Source organism: Helicobacter sp. 13S00477-4, from assembly GCF_002272785.1.
Taxonomy (GTDB): Bacteria; Campylobacterota; Campylobacteria; order Campylobacterales; family Helicobacteraceae; genus Helicobacter_J.
Map to the genome: position 1 here is coordinate 62,771 of NZ_MLAS01000008.1, position 17,609 is coordinate 80,379.

General features: G+C 31.8%; 14 protein-coding genes and 1 tRNA gene. 8 read left to right on the forward strand and 7 right to left on the reverse strand.

Annotated elements, in window-relative coordinates:
• Nucleotides 1-72: 72 nt before the first annotated feature.
• The 5 genes from BKH44_RS05260 to BKH44_RS05280 are packed head-to-tail and all read right to left on the reverse strand — an operon-like array spanning nucleotide 73 to nucleotide 6,521.
• Nucleotides 73-879: a DUF2059 domain-containing protein gene (locus tag BKH44_RS05260; RefSeq protein WP_095270840.1), complete on the reverse strand. Its 807-nt coding sequence runs from the start codon at nucleotides 877-879 to the stop codon at nucleotides 73-75.
• 42 nt (nucleotides 880-921) lie between these two features.
• Nucleotides 922-2,568 (reverse strand): ABC transporter ATP-binding protein, encoded by a 1,647-nt coding sequence (locus BKH44_RS05265; RefSeq protein ID WP_095270842.1) that lies wholly within the window; start codon nucleotides 2,566-2,568, stop codon nucleotides 922-924.
• Complete coding sequence (copP, locus tag BKH44_RS05270; protein WP_095270845.1) at nucleotides 2,565-2,768, reverse strand: copper-binding metallochaperone CopP; 204 nt, start codon at nucleotides 2,766-2,768, stop codon at nucleotides 2,565-2,567. The genes BKH44_RS05265 and copP overlap by 4 nt, the downstream gene beginning before the upstream one ends.
• Before the next feature lie 3 nt (nucleotides 2,769-2,771).
• Complete coding sequence (locus BKH44_RS05275; RefSeq protein WP_095270847.1) at nucleotides 2,772-4,958, reverse strand: heavy metal translocating P-type ATPase; 2,187 nt, start codon at nucleotides 4,956-4,958, stop codon at nucleotides 2,772-2,774.
• Nucleotides 4,959-4,967: 9 nt separating this feature from the next.
• Nucleotides 4,968-6,521, reverse strand: coding sequence for a 2-isopropylmalate synthase (locus tag BKH44_RS05280; RefSeq protein ID WP_095270850.1), 1,554 nt, complete (start codon nucleotides 6,519-6,521; stop codon nucleotides 4,968-4,970).
• A 392-nt stretch (nucleotides 6,522-6,913) separates the two neighbouring features.
• On the opposite strand from BKH44_RS05280, the gene mraY reads away from it, so the two are divergent.
• The 4 genes from mraY (at nucleotide 6,914) to metA (ending at nucleotide 12,115) form a co-directional block, all read left to right on the forward strand.
• Nucleotides 6,914-7,978 carry a phospho-N-acetylmuramoyl-pentapeptide-transferase gene (gene mraY, locus BKH44_RS05285; protein ID WP_095270852.1) on the forward strand — a complete coding sequence of 355 codons (1,065 nt, stop codon included), beginning with the start codon at nucleotides 6,914-6,916 and terminating at the stop codon, nucleotides 7,976-7,978.
• A 3-nt stretch (nucleotides 7,979-7,981) separates the two neighbouring features.
• Nucleotides 7,982-9,238 carry a UDP-N-acetylmuramoyl-L-alanine--D-glutamate ligase gene (murD, locus tag BKH44_RS05290; protein ID WP_095270855.1) on the forward strand — a complete coding sequence of 419 codons (1,257 nt, stop codon included), beginning with the start codon at nucleotides 7,982-7,984 and terminating at the stop codon, nucleotides 9,236-9,238.
• On the forward strand, nucleotides 9,238-11,091 hold the full coding sequence (locus BKH44_RS05295; RefSeq protein ID WP_095270858.1) for a mechanosensitive ion channel family protein: 1,854 nt from the start codon (nucleotides 9,238-9,240) through the stop codon (nucleotides 11,089-11,091). The genes murD and BKH44_RS05295 overlap by 1 nt, the downstream gene beginning before the upstream one ends.
• A gap of 91 nt (nucleotides 11,092-11,182) precedes the next feature.
• Nucleotides 11,183-12,115, forward strand: a complete 933-nt coding sequence (gene metA, locus BKH44_RS05300) for a homoserine O-succinyltransferase (protein ID WP_095270860.1) — start codon at nucleotides 11,183-11,185, stop codon at nucleotides 12,113-12,115.
• Here the strand turns inward: metA and BKH44_RS05305 are convergent.
• The gene (locus tag BKH44_RS05305; RefSeq protein ID WP_095270863.1) at nucleotides 12,079-12,837 is read right to left on the reverse strand and encodes an exodeoxyribonuclease III; all 759 of its coding nucleotides are present in this window, start codon (nucleotides 12,835-12,837) and stop codon (nucleotides 12,079-12,081) included. The genes metA and BKH44_RS05305 overlap by 37 nt on opposite strands.
• A 122-nt stretch (nucleotides 12,838-12,959) precedes the next feature.
• Here BKH44_RS05305 and BKH44_RS05310 point away from each other — a divergent pair.
• The 4 genes from BKH44_RS05310 to BKH44_RS05325 all read left to right on the forward strand — a co-directional run bounded on the left by BKH44_RS05310 (nucleotide 12,960) and on the right by BKH44_RS05325 (nucleotide 15,754).
• Nucleotides 12,960-13,035: transfer RNA gene (locus tag BKH44_RS05310), tRNA-Phe, on the forward strand.
• Nucleotides 13,036-13,169: 134 nt separating this feature from the next.
• Nucleotides 13,170-13,682, forward strand: a complete 513-nt coding sequence (locus BKH44_RS05315) for a DinB family protein (RefSeq protein ID WP_095270866.1) — start codon at nucleotides 13,170-13,172, stop codon at nucleotides 13,680-13,682.
• 9 nt (nucleotides 13,683-13,691) lie between these two features.
• Nucleotides 13,692-14,750: an AI-2E family transporter gene (locus BKH44_RS05320; RefSeq protein ID WP_095270868.1), complete on the forward strand. Its 1,059-nt coding sequence runs from the start codon at nucleotides 13,692-13,694 to the stop codon at nucleotides 14,748-14,750.
• 8 nt (nucleotides 14,751-14,758) lie between these two features.
• Entirely contained in the window at nucleotides 14,759-15,754 is a 996-nt protein-coding gene (locus BKH44_RS05325) for an LLM class flavin-dependent oxidoreductase (RefSeq protein ID WP_095270870.1), read from the forward strand.
• Between the two features lie 40 nt (nucleotides 15,755-15,794).
• Here BKH44_RS05325 and BKH44_RS05330 read toward each other — a convergent pair whose 3' ends face one another.
• On the reverse strand, nucleotides 15,795-17,438 hold the full coding sequence (locus tag BKH44_RS05330; RefSeq protein ID WP_095270873.1) for an L-lactate permease: 1,644 nt from the start codon (nucleotides 17,436-17,438) through the stop codon (nucleotides 15,795-15,797).
• Nucleotides 17,439-17,609 lie beyond the last annotated feature (171 nt).

Here is a 17,609-nt window from a genome sequence, read left to right on the forward strand (position 1 = left end):
CCAATAATTCCTATTGGATAAACAATTAAAATCCCTAAAAAAGAATAGGATTTTTGTTGCTAACCAAAAATTTTAATATTTTATTTTTTCAATTTTTTGTTCAAATGCTTTGAGAACTTCTTCTATGTAGGCATCAAAATCATAGACATTTGTTCTATTTGATGCTTGAGCAATTTTATTTTCTGTTTCAATCATATCTCTGCCTATTTGTGTTTCTAAAAACTCATTGATTTGCTCTAAAATTTCAGGAGATATCTCTGTATATGGATTTAAAGCCAGTTCAAAGAACTTTTCTTTTAATTCATTTGTTTTTTTATGACCAATTTTATCAAAATATTGTTTTTGTACTTCAAAAATATTATTGAAGCTATCTGTAACATCATCAATTATTTTACTTAATTTAAAAAATTTTTTAAGTTTTGTGGTTGGAAGGATTTTTTGAGTTTTCTGGTCTAAAATAATTTCAGGAGAAAATAATCCACTGTACATATTTTTAGCACTGATATAGTTGGCTTTGTAAAGCGAATTCCCAGCTTCTGTTTCATAAAAAATAATCATTTTCCTTATCTGCTCAAGACTATAGTATTTTTTATAAAATTCAATGACTCTTTCTATCAAAGGCTTTCGAAAAACTGGGATATTTTTTTTGAAAAATTCATTGAGTGCGATCAATAAAACATCATCTGGAATATCTGGAAAATTCCTTTTTGTGTCATAAATCAAATATATCCTTATTTCACTATCAATTGTTGTATAAAAATTACTGTATATAAGATATTTATTATAGGTTTCTTTAATATCATCTTGAGAGATACCTAAAATATTTGCATCCAAAAAACTCAAATTAAATAAAAAAAGAAATATTAATTTCAATCTCATTGTTAATCCTTTTTTCGTATTTAGATTTTTGATATGTAAAATCTAAGTTATGCTGATGATTTTTCCATTTTCAAAATGATAGACTTTGTCAGCTAGTTCAATAGTGCTAGGTCGATGTGCTATTAAAATGATGATTTTATTTTTACACATGTGTAAAATCGTTTCTTTGATGGCTTCCTCAGTCTTGGAATCAAGTGCAGATGTTGCTTCGTCTAAAATAAGAACTTCAGGATTTTTGTAAATAGCTCTAGCTATTGCAATCCTTTGTCTCTGTCCACCACTAAGATTAGTTCCAAATTCGTCTAAAATTGTGTGTATCCCTTCAGGTAGAGTGGATACAAAATCCCAAATGTGAGATTTTTTAAGGCTTTCAATGACTTTTTTTTCATCAATACTATTTCCATAAGCTACATTTGCTGCAATACTATCATTGAAAATAAAAATCCTCTGGGTAACAATGGCAATATTATCACGAATACTTTTTTGAGTATAGTCATTGATAGACTTATCATTGATTTTTACATTCCCTTGTGAGCAATCATAAAGTCTTAAGATAAGATTCACTAGAGAGCTTTTACCACTACCACTTTTCCCTACAAAAGCAATAATTTGATTTTTGACAATCTCAAGAGAAATCCCTTTAAGTGCTTCTGTGTTGTCATAGTTGAGGTAGACATTTTCAATACTGATTTTTTGAATGGGTGGATTTAAGGTTTTGTTGCCATCCTTAATTTGGGGTTTTCTGTCTAAGATTTCAAAAATCCTATCCCCAGCTACAATAGCTTCTTGCCAAGAAGAGGCTATATTTACGAGACGTTTGAACGGAGTATATAGCATAAAGAGTGCAGTAATAAAAGAGAAAAATTCTCCAGGACTTAGTTTTCCAGCTATTACTTCACTTCCACCTAGATAAATCACAATAGCAATGGCAATGGAGCCTAAAAATTCCATTAAAGGAGAGGATAATTGCCCTATTAATGTTCCTTTTAATCCGAGTTTAAAAAACCTATGATTTTCTTGTGAGAAAATTTCTTTTTCAGGTTTTTCGCCATTTCCAGCTTTAATGATTTCAATATTATTGAATATTTCAGAAAGCTTGGCTGTGATATCAGAATTTTTTTCTTGATTGAGTCGTGATATTTTTTTGATTCTTTTGATGATGCGACTCATTGGGTAGATAGCCAATGGCATTATTATAAGCCCAACAATTGCAAGTTTTGGGCTTTGATAAATGACTACACCAATCAGACCTATCACGGTAAGGGATTCGCGTACAAATTCTGCTAGATAATTAGACACACTAGAACGTATCAAGCCAATATCGTTGGTTATCCTTGCGATAAGCTCACCACTGCGCATTTTATTGAAAAAACCCAGTTCCATTTCTAAGAGATGTCCAAGCATTCTATCGCGGATTTTTCTGATAATATCTAATCCAATGTAACTCATAAAGTAAGTTTGCACATACATTCCAAGACTTTTTCCAAAATATGCAGCAATGACGAGGAATGGAAGGATTAGAAGCATCTTATCATCTTTTTTGATGAAAATATCATCCAAGACAGGTTTAACTAAATAAGTTCCCCATGCCGTACATGCAGCAGTCAATATTGTTGCCAATAGGGCAATAAAAAAATAAAAATAATATTTTTTTAGATATGGGTAGAATCTTTTATAAAATCTTTTCATTCATTCACTTCATACCCTGCATCTAAAATAGCCTCACTGATATTTTTTTCATCTGCAGGAGGATTAAATTCTACAGATACAATTTTTTTGTTCAAATCTATATTGATTTGATTCACACCTTCTATTTCGCCAACAAATTTTTCTATTTTATCTACACAATGTTGGCAAGTTATTCCTGGCACTTGAAATTCTTTTTTCATGATTTACTCCTTAAATTTAAATCTTCTTAATCTCTGGGCATTCAATACGACACTAACACTGCTTAGGCTCATTGCCAAAGAAGCTATCATTGGGTTGAGTAAAATTCCTGCTTTATACGCAATTCCACAAGCCAAAGGTATAAAAATGACATTATAGCAAAAAGCCCAAAATAGATTTTCTTTGATATTTTTTATTGTTGCATTGCTTAGAGAAATTGCATTAATGACAGATTTTGTATCATCGCTGAAAGCTATAATATCCGCAGCTTGGATACTTACATCACTTCCTTTTCCCATAGCCAAAGAAACATCAGCAAGTGCTAATGCAGGTGCATCATTAAGACCATCTCCGACCATCATTACGGTTTCGCCTTTATCTTTTAATGATTGTATTTTTTTGAGTTTATCATCAGGTTTTGCTCCTGCAATAGCTTCATTGATTTTGAGTTCTTTAGCAACAGCTTCAACATTTGAAGCATTATCACCACTCAACAAAATAGTTTTTATGCCCATACTTTTTAAAGAAGCTATAGAATCAGCAGCATTGGCTTTAAGTTTATCTTCCAGGATAAATGCTCCTAGGATTTTATCTTTATCTTGACCTTCTATGCCTATAAAAACAATAATAGCATTATCTTTTAGAGGCATTTTTGATTCTTTAATGTTGAAACTTTCTAAATTTCCTATTTTGATAGTTTTTTCTTCAATGATTGCACTGATACCATAACCAGATTTTGTTTTAAAATTTTTAGCTTTTTTTGGTGTAATATTGTGTTCTTTGGCATAGGAAATAATTGATTTTCCAATTAAATGTTCACTTCCTAACTCTATGCCAGCGGCTAATGCTATGATTTCTTCTTGATTGGTGGTAGAATCTAAAACTAGTATTTCCTGAATGGTTGGTTTACCTATGCTGAGTGTTCCAGTTTTATCAAAAACAATGACTGTTGTTTTTTGAGCATTTTCTAAGGATTTTGCATTTTTAAAAAATATTCCTCCATAAGCAGCTCTCCCTCCACCTATCATGATTGACATTGGTGTAGCTAGACCTAATGCACAAGGGCAAGAGATAACCAATACGGAAACAAAAATTTCTAAACCAAAGGCAAAATCATGTTGCACCCACCAAAAAATACCTGCTAAAATCGCAATCAATATGACAATAGGAACGAAAATCCCTGAAACTTTATCAGCAATTCGAGCAATCGGAGCTTTGCTTTCTTGTGCATTTTTTATTAAATCAATGATTTGATTTAATGTGCTGTCTTTACTGGATTTGGTTGCACGTATTAAAAAAGCTCTATCGGTATTGATAGTGCCTGAATAGACTTCTTGATTGAGTGTTTTAAACACTGGTAATGGTTCACCTGAAAGCATTGATTCATCAATATTGGACTCACCTTTTACAATCACTCCATCAATGGGAATATGACTACCTGGAAGGATTTTGATGATGTCATTAATTGCGATTGCATCAATGTTGATTTCAATTTCTTTTTTATCTTCTATTTTTAAGGCTGTTTTGCTCGTATGGGACATCAGTCTTTTTATTGCATCGGTGGCTTGGAGCTTTGATTTGTTCTCAACCATTTTCCCAATCAAAACAAAAACAATAATCACACACACACTTTCAAGGTAAAGTCCTTCAACTTCAAATCCCATAAAGATTTTTACAATCAAATATAAACTATAAAGAAAAGCACTCCCTGTTCCTATGGCTATGAGTGTGTCCATATTTGGATTGCCTTGAATGAGCGTTCCTATACCACGAAAATAAAAGTCTCGTCCCATATGCATAACCACTAAAGTAAAAAGGAGCTGTAGGGCAGCATTGGTTTTGGTTTGAAGTAAAAAATTTGGAACCAATGGTTCTAAAAACATTCCAAACATTGATAAATAAAGTGTACCAATTGTAAAGATAATGGCTAAAATCATTTTTATTTTTGGAGTTAATAATTTTTTATCTTCATCTTGTTTGATTTCTAAGCTAGGGGTATAGCCTAGCTTTTTTATGAGTGAAAAAATATCCTCTAACCTAGCTTTTTGCTCATCATAGGTTATCTTTGCACTTTTTGATAATAAATTCACCTCAATGGTAGATACATAATCTTTTCTTTTTAATGACCGTTCAATTCCAGTTGAGCAAGCCGTGCAAGTCATTCCTTCAATATAAAATTTTTGTGTTTTCATTATTTTTCTTTAAATTTTTATAGTGTTTATTTTATCTATCATTAGATCTTTCATACTCAAATAACTATTCAATGCTGATATATATGCTTTAGCTGTTGCATTCATAGTATCAATATCTATCCCATGCCCAATAATTGCAGGTTTCCCCTCTTCAAATTCTACTTTTACTACTACTTTTGCTAAAGCATCCTTCCCGCCACTGACTGCTTCTACGCGATAGTCTTTTAGTTTCCCATTAATGCCACTGATCCTATCAATACTTTTTAAAATACTATCTACACTCCCATTTCCTAAAGCACAATCGCTATATTCAACCCCATCTTTTTTAATGCTCAAGGCTGCACAGTATTTTCCTGATGAATTTGCACTTATCTGTGTGAGTTCAAGACTAAAAACTTGAGGGATATGGGTTGTTTCTTCATTAAGGATAGCTCGAATATCTTCATCAAAGACTTCTTTTTTGCTATCACAAATGATTTTGAATCTTTCAAATGCTCCGTTAAGTTCTTTTTCATTTACATTATTAAAGCCCATAGAAAGAATTTTATCTTTGAATCCTGCTCTACCTGAATGTTTCCCAAGCACAAGTGTGTTAGTTTGAATAATACCAATATCTTCAGGATTAATAATTTCATAGGTTTGGCGGTTTTTGAGTATCCCATCTTGATGGATACCACTTTCGTGTGCAAAGGCATTTTGCCCCACAATGGCTTTATTGGGTTGAGGTCTGATGCCTGTAATATCGGCAACTAGTTTTGATGAGGCATATATTTCTTGAGTTTTGATTTTGGTTTGCAAGTTTTTAAAAAGTTCTTTTCTAGTTTTGAGTATCATTACTACTTCTTCAAGTGCTGTATTTCCAGCCCTTTCACCAAGTCCATTGATGGTACATTCAACTTGTCTAGCTCCATTTTCTATACCGTAGATAGAATTAATGACTGCTAAACCTAAATCATTGTGACAATGGACAGACAAAGTTGCTTGAGTCCCTATAAATTCTCTAAGTTCTGCAATGATTTTACCCATTTCGTTTGGAAGTATATAGCCTACAGTATCTGGTAAATTTAATGTGGTTGCCCCAGCATTTATTACAGCTTTTGAAATCTCTTTCAAAAACCCTATATCACTCCTACAAGCATCTTCACAACTGAATTGAATATCATCGACTAAGCTTTTTCCATATTCTACAGCACTTACAGCTCTTTTGATGACTTCATCAGGTTTTAATTTTAGTTTGTATTCCATATGGATAGGTGAAGTGGCGATAAATATATGGATACGTTTAGAATTGGCATTTTTCAATGCATTATAAGCAGATAAAATATCTTTTTCTACAGCACGACATAAAGAACATATTGTGCTAGATTTTACTACTTGTGCGATCCTTTGAATTGCTTCAAAATCACCTGGACTTGAAGCTGCAAAGCCTGCTTCAATTATATCTACACCTAGTTTTTCAAGTTGTTTGGCTATTTTTATTTTTTCTTCAATATTCATTGAAGCACCTGGACTTTGTTCACCATCTCTTAAGGTTGTGTCAAAAATTTTAATGAAATCAGACATTTAAATAATCCTTTTTGTTTATCAAACTTTAATTTGTTTCTGTAATCAACTTAATTGTAATGCGGCTGGTTTTATATAAGATTAATGAAGACGCAGGAGGAGAGTGGAGTGTATTTTTTTACTACAATGATAAGTTATGCAAATAAAAATCATCATTTGAGACTCCATAATATTAAAAAGACTTAATAAATTACTTTAAAGTTTAATCAATGAAAAAATGAGAAAACTTTAATTACTTTATTTGGTCTATTCTAAGCGAATTGGGTTAAAGTCTATCTTTTATTTTCTTAAAATTTGCTTGAGTATAGGATTTTATTTCAAATTGAAATGATTCTTGGCAAAATCTGCTAAGAAAACTTTATAATTGCATATCAAAATCATCAAGGATGTTTATGCTATATTATTTTTATTCACATTGGGGTATCAATGTGTTTCAGTATCTTACTTTTAGGGCAGGAGTAAGTTTTTTCGTCGCTTTTGTTTTGTGTGCTTTTATAATGCCTATTTTTATCAAATGGGCAAAATCCAAGAAAGCAAATCAGCCTATATCAAATTTTGTACCTGCCCATCAAAATAAGGTTAATACCCCTACAATGGGTGGAATTATTTTTATTTTTACTGCTGTGGTTGCTTCTGTTTTAAGTGTGAAGCTAGATAATACTTATGTGATTTTAGGTTTGATTGTCCTGGTGGCTTTTGGATTGATAGGTGCTAGAGATGATTATATTAAGATTGTTGCAAAAAAAAATAGTGGGATGAGTGCGAGTGTAAAATTTTTCCTTCTTTTTATTGTAGCAGTTGGAGTATCGACTTCTTTGAGTGTAAATGGGCTTGATTCAAGCCTTTACGTACCTTTTATGAAAAAACCTTTGTTTTATTTGGGCAATTATCCAGGAGTAAGCATTGCTTTTTGGACATTGGTATTTTTAGCTACAACTAATGCCGTAAATATTACTGATGGGCTTGATGGTTTAGCTACTGTACCTAGTATTTGTGCTTTAATATCTTTGTCGGTGTTTGTTTATATTGCTGGCAATGCAGAATTTTCAAGATATCTTTTATGGCCACGTGTAGTTGATGCAGGTGAAATGTTTGTTGTTTCTACAGCACTTATTGGTTCTCTTTTTGGATTTTTGTGGTATAACTGTCATCCTGCACAGGTATTTATGGGGGATAGTGGTAGTTTAGGAGTAGGGGGATTTATTGCTTATATGGCTATCATATCTAATAATGAAATTTTACTGGTTTTGATTGGTTCGATTTTTGTTTTGGAAACTTTGTCGGTTATCCTGCAAATAGGTAGTTATAAGACACGAAAAAAAAAGATTTTTTTGATGGCACCTATCCATCATCATTTTGAAGTGAAGGGTTGGGCAGAAAATAAAATTATTGTTAGGTTTTGGATCATAGCGATTTTAAGCAATATCATTGCTTTGATGAGTTTGAAAATAAGGTAAGGAATGAATCAAGTTTCTATTTTTGGTTATGGTGTTACGATGAAACAAATGGTTAAATATCTTAATAAGCAGGGGATAGAATGCAATATTTTTGATGATCAATTTTTAGAGCATTTGCATGATGAGACTGAAAATGAAAACAATAATATATTCTTGCCAACTGATATGTTTGATGCTAAAAATTCTTCTCTTGAGATTATAAGTCCAGGTATACCTCCTCACCATCCCTTAGTCCAAAAGGCTAGGCATCTTATCGGAGAATATGATTATTTTTATGATCTTTTTGATGAAACTTATGCTCCTCAAACAATTTGGATAAGTGGCACTAATGGTAAAACAACTACCACAGAAATGCTTACATTTTTGCTTTCTGCTTATGGAGCTTGCAGCGGTGGTAATATAGGCACAACCCTTGCAGAATTGTATATGCAAAAAGCTAAATTATGGATACTTGAGACAAGTTCTTTTACTATGCACTATTTGAAAAAAGCTAGTCCAAAACTATACTTGCTTTTGCCAGTAAAAGAAGATCATATCCTTTGGCACGGAGGATTTGAAGCTTATTTGAGCGATAAGCTTAAGCCTTTGAAATTAATGAAGAAAGATTCTTTTGCGATTATTCCCAAAATATTTGAGCATAGGTCAGAGGTATTAAGTTTTAATGGAAAAGCATTTTTTTATCAAGATTCAGACGATTTAGCTACTGCTATTGGAATACAAAAACAAGAAATAGTTTTTAAAGAACCTTTTTTGCTTGATGCACTTTTGGCTTTATATGCTACAAAAATTTTATATAATTATGTAGATATTGATTTATTGAATATTTTTAAAGTAGGTAAACATCGTCTTGAAGAATTCAGAGATAAAAAAGGCAATCTTTGGGTAGATGACAGTAAAGGAACAAATGTAGACGCAACTTTAGAAGCTTTGAAACGTTATAAAGATAAAAAGATATTTTTGATTTTGGGGGGTGATGATAAGGGGATGGATCAAAATCCTATATTTAATCTTGCTAAAAATTTTGATGTTAAGATTTTTGTAATCGGTAGGAATGCAAAACATTTGCTTGATTTGGCGTATAAGTATAGAATAGAAGCCTTTGAATGCGAGCAATTAGAGGTAGCAGTGGGTAAAATCAAAGGGTTTTTAGATTCTTATGGTGTTGGGTTGCTTTCACCAGCAGCTGCTAGTTTGGATCAGTTTAATTCTTATAAAGAACGTGGCGAATTGTTTAAAAAGTATGTATTGAAAGAGGATTGATGAAAAAAATATTTTTTAATTTGGTGTTAATAGTTTTAGCTTTTTGGACACCTAGTAGTTTGAAGGCAGTAGATGGTGAAGATTTTGTAGATTTATATGTAATACTCAATCAGATTGATAGGATCAATCAAGCAATTGATACTTACAATAAAGATCCACAAAAGATGCAAGAAGCAACTTTATATGCAGAGCAAAAAAATGAATTGATGCATGAGTTTACTTCAAAAGCTATCAGTCATAAAGAAAAAATTGGTATTGATATAAAACAAAATAAATCTGAACAAGAAAAAATTAAGTTGAATTTACAAATAGCAGCTCAAAAAAATGATGTTTATTCTTTTGCACTCAATCAGATTTCTTTAGATTCATTGCGATTGGATCAAAATATGTATGAATTAATTGAAAAATTACGCAAGAAAATTGATTTTTTTAGCCAAAAAAATGATGTAGTAAAGATTATTTCACCTTATATATTGCAGTTTGATAAAAAAGAAAGGGAAAAATATCTAGCACCTAAAGAACTCAAAGAAACTCAAAAAAATATCCTTGAAAATAGTTGGAAAGAATACCATATTAAATTGCAAACTTATAAAGAAATCTTAAATTATATTGAACAAAATTCTCAAGTTATCCTACCCCAAAGTGCAATAATGAATATTGGCATGGAATGGATGTTGGAAAAAATAGATGAAATCATTCCTTTAAATACAAACAATTTAGGTATTGCCAAGGTAATATTATCATTCATTACATTGATTATTTTATTAGGATGTAGGAAAATCATAGCTAGGGTAGTGATGAAGTTGGTTGAATTTTTTGTTAAATTCACTCGCCATAATGCTCAAGTGCAAAACAAAATCCGTGATGATATTACAACTCCAATTTCGTGGTTTTTGCTACTTTGGAGTTTTGATATTTCTTTGGACATTTTGTATTATCCAAATTTACCTACTCAAAAGATTGAGGTTTGGTTTGGAGTTGCATATATCATTTTTATAGCTTGGTTTATTATTTCTTTATTGAAAGGATATGGTACGGCATTTATCACTATAATTGCACAAAAAAGTTCAGATGGATTTCGCAAAGAAGTTATAAATTTGATTCTGAAAATTGTTTATTTTATTGTTGTTGTATTAGCATTACTCATTATTTTGAAACATTTAGGATTTAATATCTCTGCTATTATTGCTTCACTGGGTATTGGAGGTTTGGCTGTGGCTTTAGCAGTCAAAGATATGTTAGCAAACTTTTTTGCTTCAGTGATGTTGCTCTTTGATAATTCTTTTTCGCAAGGGGATTGGATTGTTTGTGGAGATATTGAAGGAACGGTAGTAGAAATGGGACTTAGGCGTACGACTGTGAGGACTTTTGATAATGCTTTGTTGTTTGTGCCTAATTCTGAATTGGCAAACAAATCCATACGAAATTGGAATCGTCGTAAAGTGGGTAGACGTATCAAAATGAGTTTAGGACTGACTTATGGTTCAAGCAGGGAAGCCCTACAAAAGTGCGTACAACAAATCCGCGAAATGCTCAATAACAATCCTAACATATCAAAAGATAGTGATGAAAAGGAGAATATTGATTATCAAGTGGTTTTTAAGAAGGATATTATTTCAATAGATGATTATATGGGTTATAAAAATACCCTTTTTGTCTTTATTGATGAGTTTGCTCCAAGTTCAATCAATCTTTTGATTTATTGCTTTAGTAAAACGGTAGCGTGGGGGGAGTTTTTAAAAGTCAAAGAAGAAGTAATGCTTGAGATGATGAAGATCATAGAATCTAATGGATTGAGTTTTGCATTTCCTAGCCAAAGTCTTTATATTGAGAGCTTACCAAATCCTAACTAAGAACGATGGACAAAATTTTAAATTTCTTTTTCTCTAGTTTATTATTTATTAATATAATAAACACGATATGTGTTTATAAAAGGAAAAAGAAATGCCTGTAATTATTCCTCAAGATATTCCTGCTTTTAAAGCACTTCAAGATGAGAATGTTTTTGTAATGTCTTCAGGGAGAGCTAGTAAACAAGATATTCGTCCTATAGAAATAGCAATATTTAATTTGATGCCTACCAAAATACAGACTGAAAGTCAATTGATTAGATTATTAGCTAATTCTCCATTGCAGGTGAATATTACATTGATAACGACTCGTAGCTATGAGAGTAAAAATACACCAAAAAGTCATTTAGATAAATTTTATTGTTATTTTGATGAGGTCAGAGAAAAAAATTTTGATGGGATGATTATTACAGGAGCTCCAGTCGAAAAAATGGCATTTGAAGAAGTTTCTTATTGGGAAGAAATGAAGCAAGTTTTAGACTTTGCTCATAATAATGTTAATAGCACTCTTTATATTTGTTGGGGGGCAATGGCAGGGTTATATTATCATTATGGAATAGGAAAACAAAATTTAGATAAAAAGATTTTTGGAGTCTTTTGCAATGCTAGAAAAAATGTCTCTGATGTTTTGTTTACAGGATGTGATGATAAGATATATATGCCACATTCTAGGTATAGCAGTATTAATGAAAAAGAGTTATTTTTAAATGATAAGCTTTGTATATTGTGTGAAGATGATGAAGTTGGAGTAGGCATACTCAAGTCTATAGATAACAAAAAAATTTTTATCATAGGGCATTTAGAATATGATGCCTATAGTCTAAAGGATGAGTATGATAGAGATAAGCAAAAAGGGCTTGACATAGATGAACCAAAAAATTATTTTGATAAAAATAATTGTGTTTTAGTCAATTGGAGAGCAGGGGCAAGCTTAATTTTTTCAAATTGGTTGAATTATTATGTTTATCAAGTGACTCCATATGATTTAACTCAATTTAATTGCAACTCAAGTCCTACAGGGCAATGATCACTTCCCATAATATTGGGGTAGATTTTAGCATCTTTGAGTTTAGATGAAAGACTATTTGAGCATAAAAAATAATCAATCCTCCAACCCGTGTTGTTTTGACGAGCGTTCCCCATATAACTCCACCAGCTATAAGCTCCCTTTAAATCAGGATAAAAATATCTGAATGTATCAGTAAAACCTGATTCTAAGAGTTGGGTGAATTTTTCTCTTTCTTCGTCTGTAAAACCAGCATTTTTGCGATTTGTTTTTGGATTTTTAAGATCAATTTCTTTGTGAGCAACATTGAGATCACCACAGATAATAACAGGTTTTTTCTTTTCAAGTTGTTTGAGGAATGTCCTAAAATCATCTTCCCATTCCATTCGATAAGGAAGTCTTTCTAGTTCTCTTTTCGAATTTGGGGTATAAACATTGACTAAGTAAAAAGAATTATATTCTGCAGTGATGATACGACCTTCTTGATCATGGTGACTGATACCCATATCATAGCTTACATTAATAGGGGTGGTTTTTGAGAAAATGACAGTACCTGAATATCCCTTTTTTTCAGCAGAGTTCCAGTATTCTTCATATCCTTTGAATTTAAATTCAGCTTGTTGAGGGGTCATTTTTGATTCTTGAATGCAAAAAATATCAGCATTGATTGATCTGAAAAAGTCCATGAACCCTTTATTCATACAAGCTCTCAAACCATTCACATTCCATGAGATTAATTTCATAGCTCCTCCTTAATAGTCTTTGACTTTGGAAATAAAATAATACCATTTATGTTTTCTTTTTTCTAAGATAAGTGTTTAAGTTATTTTTCAAGGGTTTTTTGAGATAATTTGTGTTCTTTTTTGGCTTGATAGCTCAGTCGGTAGAGCAGGAGACTGAAAATCTCCGTGTCGGTGGTTCGATTCCGCCTCAAGCCACCATCATAAAATCTTCCTCATTATTTCTTCAAATTTAGTTTATCATCATTTCTAGTTTAAATTTTTATTTTCAAATACTTTAAATAAGTAATTATTTTTTAAGTATAATTTATTAGATAAAACTAAAGGACTCAACAATGAAAGAAATTTTAAGGCTTCATGCAAAATACAACCAAAGTGCAAATCAAGCAATGATAGATTGTCTCAAAGGTCTTAGTATAGATGATTTCAATAAAGATATGGGATTGTATTTTCGTTCTATTTGCAAGACTTTTGAACATGCTTTGGCTGTAGATAGTATGGTTTTTGCTAATGTATATGCAAATTATAGTGATAAAAAATTAGATACAGCTTCTATTGCTGCTATAGTCAATGCAGATTTGAGTATCGCTGATGAGGTGCGGATAAGTATGCAAACACTTTTTGAAGCTAGAAAAAAAGTAGATGATTTCATAATTGCTTTGATTGAACATATCAATGATTTTTCCAAAATTGAGGTTTTGGAATTTCCTGGAATTAAATTTGAAAAACCTATTTATCAATTTTTAATTTCTGTTTTAACGCATGACACACATCATCGTGGTCAAATTGCTGCAGCATTGGATATATTAGGTATTGAAAATGATTTTAATGGAATGTTGGGAGTATAAGTCAATCAAATGCGTCCTATTTATTTTTTTTGGATTGTTTTTGTTATCAGTCTTTATTGGATAGGGTATTTGTATCAAGATTTTTTAATGAATCTTTTGATAGCAGGTCTTTTGTGTGTGGCAACTTTTTGGCTCAAGGATTTTTTTGATAGATACATCAAATGGAATGCTTTGAGTTCATTTTTTTGTGTATTTTTGCTTTTGACTTTTTTGATTGTGCCATTTTATTTTGTAGGGTATAAAATTATTGGTTTTGTTTTAGATATGAATATGGAGGCTTTTTCATCCTTTATAGACAAAATAAAGCAGCTTATTGCACAAGGTTTTGAGTATTTTCCTGCTTGGAGTAACAATGTCAATAACATCCTTTCAAGTATTTCTGCAGAATCAATAATGACTTATGCTATAAAATTCAGTGGTTATATTGGTAAGCATAGCTTGAATTTTGTAATTGATGCTGCATTTATTGTTATTTTTTTATTTTTCTTTTTTTATTATGCACATAAATTTTATGATTATATATTAAGGTTACTTCCTTTTGAAGTGTCTCAAAGTCAAGAAGTTTTTCAGGAGATAAATGGTGTTTTACGTGTTGTGTTCCTGACTTCTATTCTAAATGTTTTTTTGCAAGGTTTTATGTTTGGGTTGATGATTATTTGGTTTGACTACGATGGATTTTTATTTGGTGTGTTATTTGGGCTTGCTTCGTTAATTCCTGTTGTGGGTGGTGCACTTGTATGGATACCTATTGTTGCTTATGAATTATATTTAGGGAATATTGGTATAGCAATTTTTATCATTATTTATTCTTTGGTATTTATTGGATTTGTGATTGACAATCTGATAAAACCTATTATCATTGGAATTATCAAACAAAAAATTTTAAAAACTCCTCTTCAGATCAATGAAATTTTGATTTTTTTCTCTATCCTTGCAGGGATTTCTTCATTTGGATTTTGGGGGATTGTTGTTGGTCCTACGATTACAGCATTTTTTATTGCTTTATTGAGGCTTTATGAAAATAATTTTTCTTCAAAATCTGATCTAAATTTAGTAAAAAAGTTTTAGGAGGAGTAATGACTTTACAAAAAAAAGCTTATTCTTTTCTTGACTTGGTTCCTATTGTTGAGGGTAGTGGTCCTCAACAAGCCCTTAAAAATTCAATGGATATTGCACATAAAGCTGAAGAATTGGGTTTTAAGAGATTTTGGTTTGCTGAACATCATAATATGGATGGCATTGCTTCATCAGCGACTGCTATTTTGATAGCACATATTGCTTCTCATACTCAAAGTATTAGAGTTGGTTCAGGAGGTATTATGTTGCCTAACCATACTCCTTTGATGATAGCTGAAGAATTTGGCACACTTCAAGAGCTCTATGGTAATAGGATTGATTTGGGTGTTGGTAGGGCAAAAGGTGGGGATTATGAAAGTTCTTTGGCAATCAGAAAAGAAAGGATTAAAAGTGATGAGAATTTTTTTGAAGAATTAGGAGAATTACAAAATTTTCTAACTCAAGACCAAAATTCAAATGTAAAAGCTATTCCTGGATATGGTACAAATGTGCCAATTTATCTTTTAGGTTCAAGTCTTTATAGTGCCCATGTTGCTGCTCAAAAAGGAATTCCATATGCTTTTGCTTCACATTTTGCTCCTCGTTATCTCTTAGAAGCCCTCAGGATTTATAGAGAAAATTTTATCCCTTCTAAAACGCTTAAAAAACCTTATGCTATTGTTGCAATACCATTGATTTTGGCTTCTGATGATGAAGAAGCTTTGTTTTTGGCAAGTAGTTCTTATCAGAGGAGTTTATCGCTTTTGAGGAATCAGAGTTTGAAACTCAAACCTCCTAGTGCATTTTTAGAAATTGATTGGGATGATAATGAAAAAAAAGCGGTTTTAGGAATGCTTTCAACGATGGTATTGGGTGGTAAAGAAAGAGCATTGAAGGAATTAATTAATATTTTGAATAAAACTCAAGCAGATGAATTTATCTTTACCTGTGATGTTTATGATCAGGAAAAAAGAAAAAAATCTTTAGAGATTTTAGCTGAAATAATGAATTTTTAATCTAATTGAAAGATTTTCAATTAGATACTTGAGTTTAAATTTAAGGTATGATTTGTGGAACAACATATGCAATAAAGCTTGTGATAAAACCAATAGCAATCACAAAGAGGATTGAGTATTTAAATGTCCACCTGAATAATTCAGATTCTTTACCTACTAATCCTACCGCTGCACAAGCTATGGCAATACTTTGAGGGCTAATCATTTTCCCTACTACGCCACCTACAGAATTGGCTGCTAAGAACAAAACTTCGGGTATACCTAGTTGTCTTGCAGTGAGTTGTTGTAAAGATCCAAAAAGAAGGTTTGAGCTAGTATCGCTACCTGTTAGAAAGACCCCAATCCATCCTATGATTGGGGAGAAAAATGTGAAAGCATGCCCAGTGCTTGCTAAAGCAAGGGCTAAGGTAGCAGATATGCCACTGTAATTTGAGATATAGGCAAAGGCTAGCACAAGCCCAATAGTCAAAATAGGCATTTTCATTTCATTGAATGTGTTTCCAAATACATTCAAAGCATCTTTTAATTTAACCCTCAAGATAAAAATACTTAGTATTGCTGCTACTAAAATAGATGTTCCTGTAGTTCCAATCAAAGGTAAAGAGAAGATAATTTTGTCTGCGATAGGTTTTCCTTCAGTGACAATAGGAGCTGTTTTGAAAATTTTTTCACTGATGTTACTAAATTCAAAATTGAAAGTGCTGAATCCTAAGAGTCCTGTTGGTTTGAATAAATCTTTAAACCAAGGTTGTGTCCAAATAAAAATTGTAATAATTAGCAATACAAATGGTATCCATGCTAGGATTATTTTACAAATATGATGTTTGGATTGCTGGGTAGAAATTTCGTTGCCATCAGTCCTGAATATTCTTTTAGGTTGCCAAAATTTTAGGAAAATCATTGTGGCTACAATAGAGACAATAGCTGATATTATATCAGGGAGTTCAGGTCCAATATAATTAGAACTATAAAATTGAATGAGGGCAAAAGAAATAGCTGCTACAAGTAAAACAGGGTAAGTTTCTTTGATTCCACGCCAACCATCCATTAGAAATACGATAAAAAATGGAACAAAAAGTGTGAGGGGCGGGAGCATTCTGCCTGTCATTGAAGAAATTTCAAGTGCAGAGACATTGACTACACCTGCCATAGCAATAATAGGAATACCTACAGCACCAAATGCTACTGGAGCAGTGTTGGCAATCATGCACAATCCAGCTGCATATAAAGGACGTAATCCAAGTCCTACAAGTATAGCAGCTGTGATAGCAACAGGTCCTCCAAAGCCAATAGCTCCTTCTAAGAAAGCACCAAAACAAAAGCCAATCAAAATAACTAAAATCCTATGATCAGGTGTAATAGAAAGGATGCTTTCGCGTAAAATATCAAAATATCCTGATTTTACAGAAAGTTTATAAAGAAAAATCGCTGCGATGATAATCCAAGCAATAGGCCACAATCCATATAAAAAACCATAGATGAATGCTGAAAAAACCATTTTTATTGGCATTTGATAAGCAAAAATAGCAATAATGATTGTGAGGAATACGGTCAATAAACCTGCCATATATCCTTTTAGCTTAAAAATTATCAATGAAATAAAAAATAATAGTATAGGCAAGAATGCAACCATAGCACTTAGCCAAATATTACCAAACGGATTATAAACTTGAATGTATTGCATTATATTTCCTTCTTTGATATTTTTAGTTTGAGATTTATGAGTATAGCCAAAATACAGACCCAGAGAAATATTATAATTTATTTACATATTATTTGTGTGTAAATATGTATCAGTAAGGTTTGTATTTTTTTATGCTTTTTTAGGGTATATTTCATCCAAAGTTAAAAGGAG

What these genes read in the sequence shown, in the direction of transcription:
- BKH44_RS05260 (WP_095270840.1), bottom strand. Translation starts at nt 879, where the DNA reads ATGAGATTGAAATTAATATTTCTTTTTTTATTTAATTTGAGTTTTTTG.
- BKH44_RS05265 (WP_095270842.1), bottom strand. Translation starts at nt 2,568, where the DNA reads ATGAAAAGATTTTATAAAAGATTCTACCCATATCTAAAAAAATATTAT.
- copP (WP_095270845.1), bottom strand. Translation starts at nt 2,768, where the DNA reads ATGAAAAAAGAATTTCAAGTGCCAGGAATAACTTGCCAACATTGTGTA.
- BKH44_RS05275 (WP_095270847.1), bottom strand. Translation starts at nt 4,958, where the DNA reads ATGAAAACACAAAAATTTTATATTGAAGGAATGACTTGCACGGCTTGC.
- BKH44_RS05280 (WP_095270850.1), bottom strand. Translation starts at nt 6,521, where the DNA reads ATGTCTGATTTCATTAAAATTTTTGACACAACCTTAAGAGATGGTGAA.
- mraY (WP_095270852.1), top strand. Translation starts at nt 6,914, where the DNA reads ATGCTATATTATTTTTATTCACATTGGGGTATCAATGTGTTTCAGTAT.
- murD (WP_095270855.1), top strand. Translation starts at nt 7,982, where the DNA reads ATGAATCAAGTTTCTATTTTTGGTTATGGTGTTACGATGAAACAAATG.
- BKH44_RS05295 (WP_095270858.1), top strand. Translation starts at nt 9,238, where the DNA reads ATGAAAAAAATATTTTTTAATTTGGTGTTAATAGTTTTAGCTTTTTGG.
- metA (WP_095270860.1), top strand. Translation starts at nt 11,183, where the DNA reads ATGCCTGTAATTATTCCTCAAGATATTCCTGCTTTTAAAGCACTTCAA.
- BKH44_RS05305 (WP_095270863.1), bottom strand. Translation starts at nt 12,837, where the DNA reads ATGAAATTAATCTCATGGAATGTGAATGGTTTGAGAGCTTGTATGAAT.
- BKH44_RS05315 (WP_095270866.1), top strand. Translation starts at nt 13,170, where the DNA reads ATGAAAGAAATTTTAAGGCTTCATGCAAAATACAACCAAAGTGCAAAT.
- BKH44_RS05320 (WP_095270868.1), top strand. Translation starts at nt 13,692, where the DNA reads ATGCGTCCTATTTATTTTTTTTGGATTGTTTTTGTTATCAGTCTTTAT.
- BKH44_RS05325 (WP_095270870.1), top strand. Translation starts at nt 14,759, where the DNA reads ATGACTTTACAAAAAAAAGCTTATTCTTTTCTTGACTTGGTTCCTATT.
- BKH44_RS05330 (WP_095270873.1), bottom strand. Translation starts at nt 17,438, where the DNA reads ATGCAATACATTCAAGTTTATAATCCGTTTGGTAATATTTGGCTAAGT.